The organism is Carnobacterium sp. (genome assembly GCF_040274945.1).
Classification (GTDB): domain Bacteria; phylum Bacillota; class Bacilli; order Lactobacillales; family Carnobacteriaceae; genus Carnobacterium_B.
Genome location: NZ_JBEMAR010000001.1, coordinates 350,439 through 369,706 on the forward strand (window position 1 = coordinate 350,439; position 19,268 = coordinate 369,706).

The window sequence follows — 19,268 nt, forward strand, 5'->3', positions numbered from 1 at the left end:
GTCTCACCTGACATTCTACAAAATGTCGGGTAAGACTTTTTTTTTAGTTTTCAATAAAATGGTAGATTGGTTCTTCGCGTTCTTTATCATAGTTAACTTGCAAGTCGTATCCGCTAAAAAACCATTCATCGTTTTTATCAATAAAGTAACTGACCCCATTAATAATGGTCTCAGCTAAGGCATTAGCTGGTTGAGTTACTTCCATTCCGACCGAGAATCCTTCATGAACTTCAGTGCTTCCATATACTTTTCCCAAAAATCGAACGCCATTTCCCTTTTCAAGACCTACCTCATTTTCAAACCATTCTTTAGCATTATCTGTTATTTCAATTTTCATAGTAAGTTCCACAGAAACGATTCTCTGTGATTCCTCCTCTCATACGAAAGTATTATCCTTATTAATAGTACCACAACTAAAGATGCAACTACATCTTTGGCTTTTTCTTGAACGTATCTCTATGGCATTTGATTTTCCAACCAATCAATTTCTTTAATACCGCCAACAATCATAAGTGTATCATTCACCTGAATAATGGCATCAGCTGCAGGAGAAATGATCATCTCTTGTCCTCGTCGAATTCCAATAACATTTAATCCATAACGTTGTCTAAAATTTAATTCTAAAAGTGTCTTATTAAAAAACTTTGGGTTGGTTACTTTTAATTCAACCAATGAATACTTATCTGATAATTCTAAATAATCCACTACATTTCTTGAAACTAAATGATGGCCAATTCGAATACCCATATCTCTTTCAGGATGGACAACATGATCGGCTCCTATTTTTTCTAACACTTTTCCATGGTATTCATTTTGAGCTTTAGCTGTGATATAAGGATTGCCCATTTCTTTGATCATAAGTGTGGTTAAAATACTTGCTTGAATATCCTCACCAATAGCTATAATGACATGATCAAAATTACGGATTCCCAATGAACGTAAGACACTTTCATCTTGAGCATTTGCAACAACTGCATGAGTGGCTATATTCATATATTCATTAACTCTATCTTCATTTGAATCGATCGCCAGTACATCATGCCCACTTTCTACAAGCGTACGACAAATACTGCTGCCAAAACGTCCTAAACCAATAATTGCAAAGTTTTTTTTCATCTCTTTACCAACTTTCATTTCCCTAATTCTATCCTAATTCCTATCGACTTCATTGTACTTGTTTACCTTGTTTTACTCAATAAGGTGATGTTTAAAAGCATAAATCGCTGCTTGCGTCCGATCTTCTACTTCTAACTTAGCTAATATATTTGAAACATGTGTTTTAACGGTTTTAAGGGTTATGAAAAGTGCATCAGCAATTTCTTGGTTAGAATTGCCTTGAGCAATCAACATAAGAATCTCTTGTTCACGATTCGTTAGGTCCTCATGCAATTGGTGAACCTGTTTTTTAGTTAGACGTTCCATCATTTTTCCGGTTACTTCCGGTTCCAGAATCGTTTCACCCTTATATGTAGAGCGAATCGCATTCGCAATTGTACTCGCTGTCGACGTTTTTAAGATATAGCTAGACGCTCCTGCTTCCAATGCAGGATAGACTTTTTCGTCATCAATAAAACTAGTTACAATAACGATTTTTGCTTCAGGCCATTCTTTCATAATAGCTTTTGTTGACTCGATGCCATCCATTATATCCATCACTAGATCCATCAAAATAACGTCTGGACGCAATTCCATTGCCTTTTCGAAGCCAATTTTCCCGTTCTCTGCTTCTCCTATAACCTCTATATCACTTTGGATGGATAAATAAGAAGAAACACCTAATCGAACCATTTCATGATCGTCCACTAATAATACTTTAATCATATCGTATCTGCCCCTTTTTCGATTTTAGTCATAAGTGGTATCTTTATCTCAACACTGGTCCCCTTATTTCTAAAGCTGATGATCTTACATGTCCCACCCATTCCAATTACTCGTTCATTAATGTTCTGCAACCCATAATTCCCAGCTTTATTTTCAGTAGTATTGAATCCAATTCCATCGTCAATGACTCTCAATAAAACAGATTGATCAATGACATGTAAGTAAACTTCTAGTTCTTTTGCTTTTGAATGGCGTAGTGTATTTGAAAGAAGCTCTTGAACGATACGAAAAAGATGATCTTCTATGCCATTTGGTAGTGAAACATCCTCAATATCCCATTTTAGTTCAATTTGAATTTTTGTACTGAGCTCATTTAATAGTTGCTCGATTCCTTTTTTCAAGGACTTTCCTTCTAAATTAACAGGTCTTAAATGAAGTAATAAAGCTCGCATTTCAGCCTGAGCTTCATTTACAATAGATTCTATCAATTTTACTTGTTTTTGTAAGGCTCCGCCTGATTCATTCATTTGCTCATTTAAAGCAGACAACATCATCATAGCTGCAAATAATTGTTGACTGACTGAATCGTGTAATTCACGTGCCAAACGACTCCGTTCAGATACCAGAATTTCTTCTTTCGTCTGACCATTAATAGAATTGGCTGAATTGCTGTTTATTTGTACTTCATTAGATAAAGTCACTAGTTTTTCACGAATATCTACGAGTGCTCTTTTCAATTCATCAGAAAAAAAATAATCCTCTTCATTTTTAGCAAGTAGTTGATCAAATGTCTCTTTTGAATAGTCTCCCTTTACAAGAGTGTGAAGAGTCTCCTCTATGTGCTGCCACTGACGTTTGTTCAGATAATAAACACCAAGTGTAACACCTAGACCAATCGCTGCTGAGACAGCCAGTAAATACCCAATAAAAGGAATATAAAAAAAGCGAGTTGTAAAAATATCTAAATACCAACTTTCAGGAGAATACACAAAGCTGTAACTAGCTATGATAACAAAAAACAACATAAATATAATGATACTACTGGAGAAAAAAAGCGACCGAATGACTTTTTGCTTCATATTGCGATCACCTCTAGATCTCCAACTAAAACGTTTGTGATGATCTTTAATGTTCTGGCTTGGTCTTCATAATGCTTACTATACATTTTAACGGATTCATTCTCCAAAATATACTGTTGTTCCTCAAATGCAATTTTTCCTTTAATAGCACTGTGTTCAATCATGATACCAATACCATTTGGAACCAAAATACGTGTTTTTCCAAATCCTTTTCGAATAACAATATAACTTTCATTTTTGGGTAAAATAGTGTTTCCTAGATCAATGATCGTGTCTCCCATAAAAATTGAAAAATTAATATCATCCCATTCATATATTGTGTTGCCGATTCTTTCATTTCCCAACCAATTTCGTTTAAGGCGTTTAGCATTCTTCGGCAAACTATCGGTTGTTTCAACAACTACAATGTCTTTTTCATTCCATGGAGCTTGCTGGAAATTAAAAGAGTCCATTTTCGAAAATACTTTCCCATAATTTAGATAAAGGAAGATAACAGCTACAATTAGCATATACCAAAAACCGGCTAACGACATTAATGCAAAAGCCGTTAAAAAGATTCCGATAACTAAAGGCATTCTTCTTTTTCCTTTTTGTTGATTACGGCTTAAAAAAATCAACCAGCAGCCAGCAGCAAAGAGTCCTAATATAAATAGATTATGAATCAGCTGGTATAAAGCTACTATCAATAAGAGTGATTCAATTAGTGAGAACCATTTCCAATTATTTTTCATACCCTTTAAGTCTCCTTCGCTATGTTTCTTTTATCTAGTATACCGTTTTTAACTCACTATGTAATGTTCTTTAGCATGAACTCTAACTAAGACTAAAGACGTATATTCCAAAAAAAATAAAAGCTGCTCAATGAGTAGCTTTTATTAAAAAAAACATTAGATTAACTAATTTTTACAATTCTAACGAACATATCTCCACCTGGAGTTCCAAAAGTAACTTCACTACCTACTTTTTTGCCCATTAAAGCTTTTGCAATAGGTGAGTCATTTGAAATCAATCCTTTGAAAGGATCAGCTTCTGCGCTACCAACAATTGTATATTCTTCTTCATCACCATCTGGTAATTCAATAAATGTTACTTTTCTACCTAATGAAACTTCATCTGATGCGGTATTTGAGTTATCAATAATCTCAGAAAAACGCAACATATTTTCAATAGTTGTTACTCTTCCCTCAACAAAAGCTTGTTCATCTTTCGCTGATTCATACTCAGAGTTTTCAGATAAATCTCCAAAACTACGAGCGATCTTGATTCTTTCTACAATATCTTTACGTTTAACCGTTTTAAGATATTCTAATTCTTCTTCTAACTTTTGTTTGCCATCTAATGTCATTGGATATACTTTTTCAATCATTTAATGCGATCTCCTTTATTAGAATCATCTCTGATTCTTGCTTTCACTATTTAGTTGAAAGCGTAATTATATTTTCAATATTGACAAGATACCATGTAGAATTCTATTTGTAAACCAAAAATTCTAATTTCTTCGAACTTTTAATTCAACTATCATATTTTTTAAGAACCTACTTTGACTTTTAAATTTTAGACTCTTCAACTAATATACTTCTAATTTTTGTCGTCATCAAGTCTATCGCTACTTGGTTGGTTCCACCTTCTGGAATAATAATATCTGCGTATTTTTTTGAAGGTTCCACAAATTGATGATGCATCGGTTTCACGACAGTCAAGTACTGTTCGATTACTGAATTAAGTGTACGGCCTCGTTCTTCTATATCCCGTTTGATTCGGCGAATAATACGTATATCGTCATCTGTATCTACGTATACTTTTATATCCATTAATTTTCTTAATCTCGGGTCTTCCAAAATCAAGATTCCTTCAAGGATGATAACCTCTTTAGGTTCTTGAATGATAATCTCTTTACTTCTAGTATGTGCAGCATAGTCATAGACTGGCTTTTCAATCGATTTGTAGTGAATCAAATCTTCTAAGTGCTGAATAAGTAAATCTGTATCAAACGCAAATGGGTGGTCATAATTTGTTTTTAAACGCTCTTCAAAGGATAAGTCATCTTGATTTTTATAATAAAAATCTTGTTCCAACATTAAAATGGAATGACCTGTAAACTGATTGTAGATTGCACGACTGACACTAGTTTTTCCGCTACCAGATCCTCCGGTTACTCCAATCACTATTGGTCTCTTGTTGTTCGTCATACTTATTCCTCTTCCCTTATGAAAAGCATTGGATCAAGTGATCCAATGCTTTTTTTAATTCTTTTTTTACAGTTCATTCAAGTTAATCAATCAACATATTCAGCTTTATATTCTAAATGCTGTTCATATGTCTCAGCGTAGTAGATTTTTCCAGTTTCCATATCAGCTAAAAAGTACATATACTCTGATTCAGTTGGCTGTAAAGTTGCTTTTATAGCGTCTGCACTTGGACTGTTAACAGGTCCGGGACCAAATCCAGGGTGCACATATAAATTATAGGGAGAATCTACTGAAACATCTTTATTTGATATATATTCCTTATGCTCATCTAATGCATACAAAACGGCAATATCCGTTTGTAGAGGCATATCGATTGCTAAGCGGTTATAAAAAACACCAGCAATCTTTTTCCGGTCTTCTAACGTAAATCCTTCACGTTCGACTAGAGAAGCAATCGTTAAAATATCTTGTACAGTTCTATTGGACTCTTTAATTTCAGGATAAAAACCTGTCATTTCTTCATCCATTCTACTAATCATGTTCTCAATCAGTTCTTCTAATGTCATGTCTTCCGGAAAATCATAGGTAGCAGGAAAAAGATATCCTTCTAATCGATACCGTGTATCCTCTGCTTCAAGAGCTGAAGTTAATAACTCAGGATATTTGGTTTGCATATCCGTTACAAATGACTCATTTTGAATAGCCGTTAAAAAATTTTCTTTAGTATACTCTGAATTTTCAGCAATAGTATCTCCGATTTGATCAATCGAAGTACCTTCTTTAACTAATATTTTTATTCCTTGATAACTTTCGGCTGTTCCGCCTTCTTGAAGTTGATCGATAATCGAATCAAGAGACATTGACGGAGAAAAGGCATAGTTTCCAGCTTGAAAGTCCGTTTCATTATTCATGCGGACATAGTAACTAAACACCATTGCACTTTTTATAATGCCATTATCTTGTAAAATTTGTGCGATATCTTTTGAACTCGAACCTGTAGGGATTTCTACCACTACTTCAGTTTTATTTTCTGTATCTAATGGTTCTAACGATGTCGTTACATACTGATAACCTATTAAACCAAAAAGAATCAACAAAATAATAAATGCTGCTAAAATGCTAAGTACAATTTTCTTAACCAATGATTTTTCTTTTTGTCTTTCACTTACATTACCAGTTAAATCGGTTTTTACTTCTTTAGTATTTTTTGTTTGGTTGTTCTTATTTCGTTTTGACAAAAAGTGACCCTCCTAAACTATAATAAGGTTTCCATTGATTTTTCACTTTGGCTATGACACTAACTTGTATCATTATACATGATATCTTACTTTATGAGAACAAAAAAAAGCTAACAAATCAAATTTGCCAGCTTTTTCACACATTTTACTCATAGTTGCATTAATAAAATTAACGAATTATTCTTCTTCGTCTGCTAAGAATGTGTTTAAGACTTCTTCAATCATATCCCATTCTTCTTCAGTTTCAATTGGTTTTAATTCGCCTTGTTCTCCAGTTTCTGTTTCAATGAATGAGTAAACTTCAAGTTCAACTTCTTCTCCTTCACTTGCTCCAGCAGGATATACAAAAACGTAAGATTTGCCATAATCATCTGAGTCAAATGTAAATAAAATTTCGTATAATTGTTCGTTACCTTGTTCATCTACTAAGGTAATATGTTCATGATCGTGGTCATGTTCATGGTCGTGATCGTGGTCATGTGACATTGGTCAACACTCCTTTAATTATGAGATAAGTTTCTTTTCTATTTTAGCGCACTATTGACTGAATTACTAGTTTTGATTTTGATTCAAATAATTCTGCAAAATCATTACTGCCGCTAGCTTATCAATAACTTTTTTTCTTTTTGCTCTAGAAGTATTTCCTTCTTCAATCAACATTCTTTCAGCCTGAACAGTCGTTAAACGTTCATCCTGTAAAATTACTGGTAAATTAAAGGTTTCTTTAATTAATTCAGCATATCGAAGAGAAGCTTCTGCTCGAGGACCGATAGAATTATTCATATTCTTTGGCAAACCGATCACTACTTTTGTGACTTCATGAATCTTAATCAATTCGCCAACACGCTCTATGCCATATTCTTCTTGTGCCTCATTAATTTTAATGATCTCAATTCCTTGTGCAGTCCAGCCGAATGGATCACTAACGGCTACACCAACAGTTTTGGAACCGACATCTAATCCCATTGTTCTCATTAAGCTTTAGGTCCACTCTCTTTCAAATAGGTTTTAACAATCTCTTCAACGATTTCATCACGTTCATGGCGTCTAATTAGATTTCGAGCATCATTGTGACGTGGAATATAAGCTGGATCTCCTGAAAGTAAATAGCCAACTATTTGGTTAATCGGATTGTATCCCTTTTCTTCTAATGCATCATGTACTAATTTTAAAGTTTCTTTGACACTTTTTTCGCTGTTGTCACCAACGTTAAAACGTACTGTTTCATCTGTTGAACTCATGGTCTACACCTCAATTTCTGTAACGTCTACTCTTATTTTACAAGAAAGCACTTCAAACTACAATGGTTATCAGAAAATGATTATCATAAAATTTGTTTATTTATTTTATAACCAAAAAGGAGTTGAAACTAAAGTCTCAACTCCTCTTAATAGTTAATTATTTATTCTAAAAATCATTCTGGATACCAGTTTCTTCATACCTTAGCATGCGTAACTTAAATAAATTTAGTCTTTATCTTTAACCCATTCTACTACCTTAGCTAAAGCATCTGATAAACCTGCTGGATTCTTTCCACCAGCTTGAGCCATATCCGGACGTCCACCACCGCCGCCGCCAACAAGTGGAGCGATTGTTTTGATTAAATCGCCTGCTTTAAAACCTTTTTTAATTGTTTCTGCATCAACAGCTGTTAACAAATTAACTTTTCCATCATTTGAAAAACCGAGTGCTAAAACATTAGATACAGCATTTTGTTTCCATTGATCAGCCAATTGACGGAGTTGATTCATATCTTTTACATCAACTTCTGCAGCTACGATCGTTACGCCATTCACTTCTTGGATATTTTTAAAAATATCGCCTGCTTGATCATTAGCTAATTTTGCTTGTAACGATTCATTTTCTTTTTGTGCTTCTTTTAATTCTGTTTGTAATTGTTGTACTTTAGTTTTCACATCTTGTGTTTGTTGAGCTTTTACTAAAGCAGCAACTTCAATTAGACGTTTTTGCTCTGTTTGCAATAATGTATAAGCTGCTTCGCTTGTTACAGCTTCAATTCTGCGAACACCAGCACCTATTCCTGATTCAGAAACGATTTTGAAGATACCAATTTCGCTCGTATTGCTGACGTGAACACCACCACATAGCTCAATAGAATAGTTTCCAACATTAACGACACGGACCAAATCGCCGTATTTTTCGCCAAATAATGCCATTGCTCCCATTTCTTTAGCACTAGCGATATCCGTTTCCACTGTAACTACAGAGATGGATTCCCATATTTTTTCATTTACAATTTGCTCCATTTGATCTAATTCATCTCGTGTAACTTGACCAAAATGAGTAAAGTCAAAACGCAAATGATTTGGTGTAACTAATGAACCAGCTTGGTTAGCGTGTTCACCCAAAATATCTTTTAAGGCTTGATGCAATAAATGAGTAGCCGTGTGGTTTCGAGTGATTTTATTTCTTAAGGATTTATCAACTTCTAATGCATAGGTTTCTCCCACAGTCAGAACTTCAAGCACTTCAACTATATGCAGTGGTTGTCCTGCTGGAGCTTTTTTAACCTCTACCACTTTAGCTATAAGTTTACCAGTCATATCTTTGACAACACCCTTATCGGCAACTTGTCCACCCATTTCAGCATAAAATGGTGTTTGATCAAAAATTAAGCGGACACGTTCTCCAGGTTGTGCTGAAGTCACAAGCTCTTCATCAGTTGCAATCACTTCTAAAGTACCCGTTTCAGTTGTTTTATCGTACCCTACAAAGATACTGTCTTCTTTTAGATCAGAGAATAATTTTGTTTGGACGCCCATCGATTTCTCACCACTTCGAGCAGCACGTGCACGATCTCTTTGAGCAGTCATTTCTTTTTCGAATCCTTCATGATCTACGTTAAAACCTTCATCTTGTGCATATTCTTCGGTCAATTCAACCGGAAATCCATACGTATCATACAATTTGAAAATATCAGATCCTGCGATGCTTGTTTCACCTTTTGCTTTTAATTCAGTGATTCGTTCATTTAAAATCGTTAAGCCATCATTAATGGTTTCGTGGAATCGCTCTTCTTCATTTTTGATCACTTTAACGATGAAATCTTCTTGTTCTAATATTTCAGGGTAAAAACTATCCATGATGCTTCCAACAATAGGAACTAATTTATACATAAATGCTTCATCAATACCTAATTTTTTTCCATGCATAACTGCTCGGCGTAATAAGCGACGTAATACATATCCGCGTCCTTCATTAGAGGGTAACGCACCATCTCCGATAGCAAAGCTTACTGCACGGACGTGATCTGCAATTACTTTAAATGAAATATCGTCCGTTGGATTTTTACCGTACTTTTTAGTTTTGCTCAAGGTTTCTACTTTTTTAATAATTGGCATAAATAGATCTGTTTCAAAATTTGTTGGCGCATCTTGTAAAATGGAAACGACCCGCTCTAACCCCATACCTGTATCAATGTTTTTATTTGGTAGCGGCTCATAGGTGCCATCTGGTTTATGATTGAATTCTGAGAATACTAAATTCCAAATTTCCAACCAACGTTCATTTTCGCCTCCTGGGTAGTTCTCAGGATCATTTTCAGCTAAATCATTGAAGGCTTCTCCTCGATCATAAAAGATTTCAGAGTCTGGACCGCTTGGACCAGCTCCAATATCCCAAAAATTATCAGCCACATCTACTATATGATCATCCGTTAATCCAATTTTTTCTTTCCAAATCTTTTTAGCTTCTGTATCTTCAGGGTACACCGTTACATACAGTTTTTCAGGATCTAATCCCAACCATTTATCTTCTGTTAAAAACTCCCATGCCCATTCAATAGCTTCTTCTTTAAAGTATTCCCCTATTGAAAAATTTCCGAGCATTTCAAATAATGTATGGTGACGAGCTGTTTTCCCAACATTTTCGATATCATTTGTACGAATACTTTTTTGTGCATTTGTAATTCTTGGATTTTCAGGTATCACTGAACCATCAAAATATTTCTTTAATGTTGCTACACCGGAATTGATCCACAATAACGTTGGGTCTTCAAAAGGAACGAGTGATGCACTAGGTTCCACTTTGTGTCCTTTTGATTCAAAAAAGTCTAAAAATAATTGACGAACTTCATTGCTTGATAATTTTTTCATCGTTTTCTTCCTTTCAAATTTAACTCGTGTATTTATAAAAGAGCACAAAAAAAGTCCAACAACAACATTGCCAGACAAGGACGAATGAATCGCGGTACCACCTTGTTTGCAATGAAGTCATTTGACTGTTCATTACCTCTTAAGTCTCGATAACGCGAGAAACGATAGTATTTCTACTATTTTAATAAGGGAGCATTGATTTAATATTGTTAGTTTCCTTTCAGCCATGGAAAACTTTTCTTTAAACAAGTGATTAAATAAATTTATCCTTAGTACGCTTTAAAGTATAGGAGAAGATGCGCAACTTGTCAATAAATAAAAGTATCTTTTTCACTAAATCCCTTTAGATAATAGGCTTTTCCTTAGCTAGAGTAAACCCACGTCCCCAAACTTCACTCGCACTCATTACCACTACAAAGGCATTTTCGTCTACATCTAAAACAGCGTCTTTTAAGAACGTAAATTCTTGTTCAGCCACAACACACATTAGCATTTGTTTATCTGAATTGCCATATCCGCCTTTAATACCCCAGTTCGTCACTCCACGATTAACCGTATTAAAGATTGCTTGTTTTACTTCTGATGGGTATTCAGAAATGATCATGACAGTCTTAGAATGATTAAACCCAACTTGTACAACGTCGATAGTACGACTAATAACAAATAGCGAGATAATGGAATACATGACAACTTCACCATCAAAAACAAGTAGGGCACATACAATCACTAATCCATCAATTAACGCAACACTCATACCTAAAGGCAATTTTATGTACTCATGAATCACTTGTGCGATAATACTTGTCCCACCGGTTGATGCTTTTGCTCTAAATACAATACCTAAACCAATACCAGTTAAAATACCTCCAAATAAAGCTGCTAATAAAGGTGTATCCGTCCATGGTTTGATAAAGTCTAGCATTCCAATGAATGCAGGTAATATTAAACTTCCTAAAATAGTTTTATATCCTGCTTCTTTTCCTAAAAATATAAAACAAATCAACAATAAGGGTATATTGAAAGCTAACTGTACGATTGAAGGATCCCAGCTAAATACGCTTTTCGTAATTGTACTGACCCCACTGATACCGCCCGAAATAATTAAATTTGGCAGTAAGAATGTATTAAATGATAAGGCTGCAATAAACGAACCCACCACAATGTAAAGAATGTCAATTACTCCTAGTGTATATTTGTTTGATAATAGTTTTTTCTTCATATTTGTCCATCCTTCCTAAACGTGAAACAAAATCCTTGTTTATTCTAACACTTTCAATTAGTTTGTAACTGTTTTTTTTTGATTTTCTCATAAATTTACTTCGAATTTAATTTTTATTTGTTTTATAATGTAAAGTGGCGCAATTATAAAAGCAAGTCAAAAGGAGTACTCATGTCAACAATTAAACATTATCATCTTATTATTAACGAGCTTTCAGGTTCTGGTAAAGGAAAAAAAGTCAGTCACCAAATAGGTAACTTGCTGATGGCTCAGCAGATAAGTTTTACTGTACATAAGTCTGCTTATCACGGACATACTGTGGAATTAACTAAAGTATTAGCTCATGAAATAGAAGAAGAACACAATCTGTCTCAATCAATTATCGTTATTGGTGGTGATGGCACCTTACACGAAGTTCTTACAGGTTTAGGTGAACAATATGCCCACATCCCAGTAGGGTATATCCCCGCAGGCTCTGGTAATGACTTTGCACGAGGAACAGGTATTTCAAAAGATCCAAAAAAAGCTCTAAAACAAATCCTTACTGCTCAACAAGCAACAAAATTAGATATCATTGAATATTACGACCACAATCAACAAAGTACGGGATTTGCTGTAAATAATGTGGGTATCGGTTTTGACGCGGCCGTCGTAAAAAGAGCAAACCATTCTCCATCTAAAGTCTTTTTAAACAAGTTAGGGTTGAGTTCTTTTGTTTATTTTGCCAGTCTAATTCAAGTCTTTTTTAAGCAAAGTGCTTTTCCTTTGACCATTACAACAAATGGCGACACAACTCAGTTTGACGATTCTTTTTTAGTTATTATCAATAGTCACCCTTATTTTGGCGGCGGCATCCCTGTTTCACCAAAAGCTTCTCAAATAGATGGAAAATTAGATTTGATTATTTTACCTAAACACTCATTTGCTAACTTATTGTATCTTTTTGTGTTAATGATCTTTGGAGGAAAACATTTAAATCATAAAAATGTGTATTACTATCAAGCACCTTCTATTTCTCTCAAAACAACTTCAAAAATAGATTCAAATGCCGATGGGGAAATATTGGTGGATCAACCAATTGATTTTCAACTCAAAACCAGCTCACGTTATTTTTGGATTTGAACCTAACGTCTTCCTTGTGCATAAAAAAAGTTCCAGAAGAAAAATCTTCTGAAACTTTTTTTTATACACTTGGTACTATGCCATCCATGCCAATCATCGGATCAATCGCATTGGATTGAATCATTTCGATTGTCAGACGATAATTCTTCGGTTCTTCTTTATTTATCGTTTCAGCTTTATTTTCTGTTTCTGATGATAGAGTAGAAATAGAATCGGAAAGTTCTGTTTCTTTTAGCTTATCTTTATTAGCAGGCATTTTCACAACAAGTTCAACATGTTGGTCTTCTCCTAATAGACGTTCCGTCAATGTCGTAAGTCTGGTTGCAGAAGATTTTGCTACACATTCCTCAAAGGCACTGGGTTCACCACACAAAATAAGCAATTCACTACTTCTTGTAATTCCTGTATACAATAGATCGCGTCTCAACATACGATGATAATTTTGCACCATTGGTAAGATAACCATTTTAAATTCTGAGCCTTGAGACTTATGAATCGAACAACAATAGGCCAGCGTAATTTTCATCCATTCATTTCGTTTGTAGACAACTTCATTAGCATCAAATTGAATGACAATTTCATCCACTTTATCTTCGGTTTCTTTAGCTAAGTTGATTCCGACAATCTCTCCCATATCTCCATTGAACACGTTCATTTCCGGATAGTTGACTAACTGCAATACCTTATCCCCGATACGGTAATTCTTATCGTTAAATTTAACTTCTTTTCGTCTGCCAGAAGGATTTGGATTAAAGATTTCTTGCATCATTTTATTCAATGCATCTATCCCAGCTGGACCTCTGTACATGGGTGCCAAAACTTGAATATCTTGGGCAGTGAATCCTTTTTCTTTAGCCTTTTCTACTACTTGACGAATGACCGGTTCAATCTGATAGGTAGTGCATTGAAAGAAAGATCGGTCTTTTTTATTTTTCGTGAAATCTGCAGGGAGTTGCCCTTCTTTAATAGCATGTGCTAATGAAATAATGGAAGACCCATCGTCTTGTCGGTAAATTTCAGTTAACTCTCTACTAGGAATCTGTTTTGCGCGAATGAGATCGTGCAAAACTTGACCAGGGCCCACAGAAGGCAATTGGTCTTTATCTCCTACAAAGATGACTTGCATATTTTGTGGGACTGCTCTTAACAATTGATTTGCTAGCCATGTATCCACCATAGACATTTCATCAACGATCAATAATCCACCTTCTAGTTCTCTATCGGAAAGCTCTGCACTTGGTTTTTCTTGACCATTTAACCCTAAAAGACGATGAATCGTACTGCTTGGCAATCCCGTAGATTCATTCATTCGTTTAGCTGCACGTCCTGTAGGTGCGGCCAAAAGAATCGGAAAGATCTTATCGTGGTAATCATCTATCTCTAAAGACAAGCCATTCAATTCAGCAAACAAGGTTACGATTCCATTTAATACCGTTGTTTTCCCGGTACCTGGACCCCCAGTCAGAATAAACAATGGTGAGACAACTGCTTCTTCAATTGCTTCGATTTGTGAATTCCCATACTGGATACCCAATCTTTTCTCCATTTTACGAATTTCTTTTTTGACATTATGCGCTGGATACTGAATTTTTTTACTGTTTTCCATTAACCGTTTTACAGAGTTTGCAATTCCCCACTCAGCAGCATATAGCGAGTTAATGTACAACTTGTGCTGATCTTCAATTAATTTGTTTTCTTCGATCAGGTTTAATAATTCTTTTGCTACTATATCTGGTTCAATAATGAATGAACGACTTTCTTCAAGTACTCTTATGGTTTCATTCAATAATGGTTCTGCTAACGTATACGTATTGCCTTCACTGATACACAACTCATTTAATGAAAATGAGATAGCCGCTTGAATACGTCTGGGAGAATCTGCAGCAAAACCTAAATTTTCAGCAATGGCATCTGCTTTTTTGAACCCGATATTTTCAATATCTTCTATTAATTGATAAGGATTCTCTTGAATGATCTCTAATGTTTCTGCTTGATAGGTTTGATAGATCGTGTATGCTAATCGACTTCCGAACCCAAAGTCATTTAATCCAATAATAATTTTTTCCATTCCGTTACTGGAACGTATCGTGTTAACGATGACTTCTTTCTTTTTTTCATTTAACCCGGGAACTTTAGCTAAAACAGTTTCATCTGCGTTAATTTGATCAATCGCATCTTCACCTAAAAGATCCACAATCGTTTCTGCAGTTTTTTTCCCTATTCCTGGAAACTTATCACTAGAGAGATAAGCGACGACCCCTTCGGCCGAAGTTGGTTTTTCTTGCCGATAACGCTCTGCATTAAATTGCATCCCAAATTTAGGATGCTCAGTTAATTGGCCAAAAAAACGATACGTTTCATCTTCTTGGATTTGTCCAAAATTTCCCGTGACGACGATTTCTTTTTCTTTGAACGAACTGTTAGTATCAACAACGCGTATTAATAATACTTTGTAAAAATTTGTCGGATTTTGATAGAAAACTGCAGCCACTTGTCCTACAAAATAGGGAGGCTCTCCTGCAAATAAATCTAAATTGTCTTGCATAACCACTTTACTGCCTCCACCCTTTCTATCTTAGCTAATTAACAGAATTAGCCTTTTTGATTTTTCATCATAACTTCTATGGCTTTTAACTGCTCGATACGTTCCTTATATTTTATAGGATCTAACTCTTTTGCTTTATTGAAGTACTCATCAACAGAATCCTGCTCTTCCTTTAATGCCATTCCTACTACTCCACGTTTGAACCAAGCTTCATCATTTTGAGGAGCTTGATCGATACTTATGTCAAAATACTGTTTGGCTTCTTTAAATGATCCTAATTGCATTAACGTATTCCCTATGAATAAAATAACTGTCATATCCAGTTTGTCTTCTTCATAAGCACTTAAAAAGTAAACCAATGCTTTTTTAGCTTGATCTAATGCTAAGAAGTTTTGTCCGATCATAACCATGGCATCTTTTTTCAAAGGTGTTTCACTAAATTGAATCACTTGATTAAAATACTCTAGCGATGTTTGATAATTTTCAATTTCATAATAGAGATTCCCAAATGCATAAACAAAAATAGGATCTTCAGGGTACTTTTCAATTGCTGTTTCTAAAATAACTTTTGCATCTTCATATTTTTTACCTAAAATAAACATGGTCGCTAAATTATAATAACTATCGCTATTTGCAGGATGATCGTTAATTTCTTCCATAAGTAATTGAATGGCTTTGTTAAATTCGCCTTTTTCCCATAGCTGAAATGCTTCATGGTTTCGATTCATACTTATTTCCTCCTTTTTGCAACTTTACTTATTTTACAACAAAATTCTATTGGATTCTACTGATGTCTCTATTTTCTAGTTATTTCAGGTTAACTTTTATAAGAAATTTTATTTTGGAGCATACACGCCATGTAAATTAGAATTTTAGGTAGAAAAGGATAAAAAAAAGCTAGGAGTTCCCCCCTAGCTTTTTTTACTGTATGAAGTTTTTAAACGTATTGTAATTCTTTTTTTTCATTATAAGCTGCGTCAATCGTACCGCCGCCTAAACATTCCAGACCATCATAAAAAACAACTGCTTGACCTGGTGTGATGGCACGTACAGGTTCGTCAAATTCAACTGTAGCTGTAGTTCCATCTTCATTCAATTGAACCGTCACACCTGTATCTGCTTGGCGGTAACGGAACTTCGCAGTACATTTAAATGTACGGGATTTTTCTTCATTTGTTGTAAAATGAAGGTCAGAAGCTTCTAAATGTGTAGCCAACAACCATTCATGATTAAACCCTTGTCCTACATATAGTGTATTTGTTTCTAAATCTTTTCCGACAACGAACCATGGATCACTTGATTTTCCGCCGCCACCAATTCCTAATCCTTGGCGTTGTCCAATCGTATAATACATTAATCCATCATGTTGCCCTTTTACTTCGCCGTCTACTGTCATCATATTTCCAGGTTGAGCTGGTAAATAAGTCATTAAGAATTTTTTGAAGTCGCGTTCTCCAATGAAACAAACCCCTGTAGAATCTTTCTTCTTAGCTGTTGCTAACCCAGCTTCTTCAGCAATTTTACGTACTTCAGATTTTTGCATTCCACCCAATGGGAATAACGTTTTAGCAAGTTGTTCTTGAGATAATTGATTCAAAAAGTAAGTTTGGTCTTTATTATTATCTAGTCCTCTTAGCATATGTGTAACGCCATTTTCATCACGTTCCACTTGAGCATAATGTCCAGTAGCTACATAATCTGCTCCTAGTTCAATAGCGTAGTCTAAAAAGGCTTTGAATTTGATTTCTTTATTACACATAACATCTGGGTTAGGTGTGCGTCCTTTTTTATATTCTTCTAAAAAGTAGGTAAATACTTTATCCCAATATTGTTTTTCAAAATTAATCGAATAATATGGAATTCCAATTTGGTTTGCTACTAACGCAACATCATTGTAATCCTCTGTCGCTGTGCAGACACCAAACTCATCTGTATCATCCCAGTTTTTCATAAAAATACCCACCACATCATAGCCTTGTTGTTTTAGAACTAAAGCTGTAACGGATGAGTCAACGCCTCCACTCATGCCAACTACGACGCGAGTCTTGCTATTGTCTTTCATTACATCACCATCATTTCAAATAGATTCTGAAAAATCTTTTTACGATTTGAAGGTCGCATTTTTTCAGTCTCTATCATTATACTAACTTTTAGTCAGAAATCAAGTTGCTTAATCTAAAAATAGGGAGATGCTCACCATAGTGAATATCTCCCTATAAATCTTGTAATTAAAATTTTATACTTTTTCTAACACTCCGCGTTCAACAAGGTCTGATAAAGTGAACGCTACTTTTTCACGAATTTCTTTATACGCATCGCCATTGTAGATGTTTACTGGACGCAATCCATTGCCAGTAGTTATTGAAATTTTTAATTGTTTTACCTCATCTGAGATCACAATTTTCAATTTTACTCCTTGTTTATTCAATAAATTAGTATCCATCGTACGCATCAATTGAAAATTCCCTTTTTTAGTTTCTTCAAATCCATTGTCTCTTAATGTATATTTTTTTGCGTTAGGATTTACTTTAAACGTTTCTTTGGATCCTAATAAAGTTGCTTCTTTTTCAAATGCCATGCTATTCCCTCACTTTTTCTCTTCACTTAGTCGTAACCCTTTTCATTTCTACTATACCATAGCTTTTATCTTTTTTTCTATAAAAATCAGTAGAAATACTAAAGAGCCTGAAAACATTCCAGGCTCTTTAGTATTTCTATCTCTGCCATTAAAGTTGTTTTTTCAATCTTAAACTAATGGTCGCCAGTTGTTCAGCTAGATAACTGATTTGTTTTGACGTTGTTCCTAAACCAAAACTGATTCGAATCGTTTCAGCCACAATCGGATTGTTCTCTCCATACATTGCTATTAAGACATGACTCGGATCAATATTGCCAGCAGTACAAGCTGAACCAGATGATACTGCTATGCCACTTAAATCTAAACTCATCAACAATTGTTCAGCTGATACATTTTTGAACCAGACACTTACGATATGATCTAATTGTTTAGCCGTATTTCCATTGACTTCAAATTCAATCTCTTTTTGAGTCAATTCTTCAATAAGTTGTTTACGCAATTCTAGATGTCTTTCTTTACGGTTCTCTCTTTGAGGTTGAATGATTTCAACTGCTTTTTGCAATCCTGCAATAGCAGGAATATTCTCTGTGCCAGCACGTCGTTTTTTTTCTTGTTCGCCGCCTAGCATAAAGCTTGGTAAAAAAATGGTTTCTTTCACATAAAGAAATCCAATACCTTTAGGACCGTTAATTTTATGACTTGAAATAGATAATAAATCGATATGGTCTCTTTTAACATCAATTTCCTCTGTTCCATAAGCTTGTACAGCATCGGTATGAAAATAGGCTGTAGATTCACTTGCTTCAATTAGGGTACCAATTTCTGCTATATCCATTACGGTACCAACTTCGTTATTTGCATACATGATTGATACCAGAATGGTATCTGGTCTCAAAGCTTCTTCAACCATTATAGGATCAACTTGACCTTTTTCATTTACTGGTAGATAAGTCACTTCAAATCCTAGTTTCTCTAAATACTCCATCGGTTTCAAAACAGCATGGTGCTCCACAACTGATGTAATAATGTGTTTTCCATCTTGTTGTCTCTTTAATGCCGTTTCAATAATTGCGGTATTGTCAGATTCTGTCCCACCACTAGTAATAATGATTTCACTCGGTTTGGCACCAATACTTTCAGCAAAAACTATTCGAGCATTGTCTACAATACGACGACTGTCTCTTCCGAAATTATGGATACTTGATGCATTGCCATAATGATTTTTCATTGCTTCATAAACAACTTCAATAACTTCTGGGTGTACAGGACTAGTTGCGGCATGATCAAAATACATTTTTTCCATCTAAGAAAGTCCTCCCTATTTTATCCAAACTTACAATTCTTAAAGTTTATCACTTTTCT

The 19,268-nt window shown here is 34.8% G+C and carries 19 protein-coding genes; 1 reads left to right on the forward strand and 18 read right to left on the reverse strand.

Annotated elements, in window-relative coordinates:
• Nucleotides 1–43: 43 nt before the first annotated feature.
• From ABS916_RS01635 to ABS916_RS01695, 13 genes are all read right to left on the reverse strand, one after another.
• Nucleotides 44–337 carry a HesB/YadR/YfhF family protein gene (locus tag ABS916_RS01635; RefSeq protein ID WP_350450250.1) on the reverse strand — a complete coding sequence of 98 codons (294 nt, stop codon included), beginning with the start codon at nt 335–337 and terminating at the stop codon, nt 44–46.
• Between the two features lie 119 nt (nt 338–456).
• Nucleotides 457–1,116, reverse strand: coding sequence for a potassium channel family protein (locus tag ABS916_RS01640; RefSeq protein ID WP_350450383.1), 660 nt, complete (start codon nt 1,114–1,116; stop codon nt 457–459).
• Nucleotides 1,117–1,188: 72 nt separating this feature from the next.
• Entirely contained in the window at nt 1,189–1,821 is a 633-nt protein-coding gene (locus ABS916_RS01645; RefSeq protein ID WP_350450251.1) for a response regulator transcription factor, read from the reverse strand.
• Nucleotides 1,818–2,900, reverse strand: coding sequence for a sensor histidine kinase (locus ABS916_RS01650; RefSeq protein WP_502880570.1), 1,083 nt, complete (start codon nt 2,898–2,900; stop codon nt 1,818–1,820). The genes ABS916_RS01645 and ABS916_RS01650 overlap by 4 nt, the downstream gene beginning before the upstream one ends.
• Nucleotides 2,897–3,631, reverse strand: a complete 735-nt coding sequence (liaF, locus tag ABS916_RS01655) for a cell wall-active antibiotics response protein LiaF (RefSeq protein WP_350450253.1) — start codon at nt 3,629–3,631, stop codon at nt 2,897–2,899. The genes ABS916_RS01650 and liaF overlap by 4 nt, the downstream gene beginning before the upstream one ends.
• Before the next feature lie 161 nt (nt 3,632–3,792).
• A complete protein-coding gene (gene greA / locus ABS916_RS01660; RefSeq protein WP_350450254.1) occupies nt 3,793–4,266 on the reverse strand; it encodes a transcription elongation factor GreA in 474 nt (157 codons plus the stop codon).
• 181 nt (nt 4,267–4,447) lie between these two features.
• Nucleotides 4,448–5,089: a uridine kinase gene (gene udk / locus ABS916_RS01665; protein ID WP_350450255.1), complete on the reverse strand. Its 642-nt coding sequence runs from the start codon at nt 5,087–5,089 to the stop codon at nt 4,448–4,450.
• 86 nt (nt 5,090–5,175) lie between these two features.
• Entirely contained in the window at nt 5,176–6,327 is a 1,152-nt protein-coding gene (gene mltG / locus ABS916_RS01670; RefSeq protein WP_350450256.1) for an endolytic transglycosylase MltG, read from the reverse strand.
• Between the two features lie 177 nt (nt 6,328–6,504).
• On the reverse strand, nt 6,505–6,813 hold the full coding sequence (locus tag ABS916_RS01675) for a DUF1292 domain-containing protein (protein ID WP_350450257.1): 309 nt from the start codon (nt 6,811–6,813) through the stop codon (nt 6,505–6,507).
• Between the two features lie 66 nt (nt 6,814–6,879).
• A complete protein-coding gene (ruvX, locus tag ABS916_RS01680) occupies nt 6,880–7,302 on the reverse strand; it encodes a Holliday junction resolvase RuvX (RefSeq protein WP_350450258.1) in 423 nt (140 codons plus the stop codon).
• Nucleotides 7,302–7,568 (reverse strand): IreB family regulatory phosphoprotein, encoded by a 267-nt coding sequence (locus ABS916_RS01685; protein ID WP_013710505.1) that lies wholly within the window; start codon nt 7,566–7,568, stop codon nt 7,302–7,304. Before ABS916_RS01685 ends, ruvX begins: the two co-directional genes overlap by 1 nt.
• Before the next feature lie 225 nt (nt 7,569–7,793).
• Nucleotides 7,794–10,442 (reverse strand): alanine--tRNA ligase, encoded by a 2,649-nt coding sequence (gene alaS / locus ABS916_RS01690; protein ID WP_350450259.1) that lies wholly within the window; start codon nt 10,440–10,442, stop codon nt 7,794–7,796.
• 343 nt (nt 10,443–10,785) lie between these two features.
• Nucleotides 10,786–11,661: a YitT family protein gene (locus ABS916_RS01695; RefSeq protein WP_350450260.1), complete on the reverse strand. Its 876-nt coding sequence runs from the start codon at nt 11,659–11,661 to the stop codon at nt 10,786–10,788.
• A 171-nt stretch (nt 11,662–11,832) separates the two neighbouring features.
• Here ABS916_RS01695 and ABS916_RS01700 point away from each other — a divergent pair, with 171 nt between their 5' ends.
• Nucleotides 11,833–12,783 carry a diacylglycerol/lipid kinase family protein gene (locus tag ABS916_RS01700; protein WP_350450261.1) on the forward strand — a complete coding sequence of 317 codons (951 nt, stop codon included), beginning with the start codon at nt 11,833–11,835 and terminating at the stop codon, nt 12,781–12,783.
• 61 nt (nt 12,784–12,844) lie between these two features.
• On the opposite strand, the gene recD2 is transcribed toward ABS916_RS01700, so the two are convergent.
• The 5 genes from recD2 to ABS916_RS01725 all read right to left on the reverse strand — a co-directional run bounded on the left by recD2 (nt 12,845) and on the right by ABS916_RS01725 (nt 19,209).
• Nucleotides 12,845–15,328, reverse strand: a complete 2,484-nt coding sequence (gene recD2, locus ABS916_RS01705) for an SF1B family DNA helicase RecD2 (protein ID WP_350450384.1) — start codon at nt 15,326–15,328, stop codon at nt 12,845–12,847.
• A gap of 47 nt (nt 15,329–15,375) precedes the next feature.
• Complete coding sequence (locus ABS916_RS01710) at nt 15,376–16,056, reverse strand: tetratricopeptide repeat protein (RefSeq protein WP_350450262.1); 681 nt, start codon at nt 16,054–16,056, stop codon at nt 15,376–15,378.
• A 209-nt stretch (nt 16,057–16,265) separates the two neighbouring features.
• A complete protein-coding gene (mnmA, locus tag ABS916_RS01715; RefSeq protein WP_035022327.1) occupies nt 16,266–17,390 on the reverse strand; it encodes a tRNA 2-thiouridine(34) synthase MnmA in 1,125 nt (374 codons plus the stop codon).
• A gap of 174 nt (nt 17,391–17,564) precedes the next feature.
• Nucleotides 17,565–17,906, reverse strand: coding sequence for a cysteine desulfurase (locus ABS916_RS01720; RefSeq protein ID WP_350450263.1), 342 nt, complete (start codon nt 17,904–17,906; stop codon nt 17,565–17,567).
• Nucleotides 17,907–18,054: 148 nt separating this feature from the next.
• A complete protein-coding gene (locus ABS916_RS01725; protein ID WP_350450264.1) occupies nt 18,055–19,209 on the reverse strand; it encodes a cysteine desulfurase family protein in 1,155 nt (384 codons plus the stop codon).
• Between the last annotated feature and the right edge of the window lie 59 nt (nt 19,210–19,268).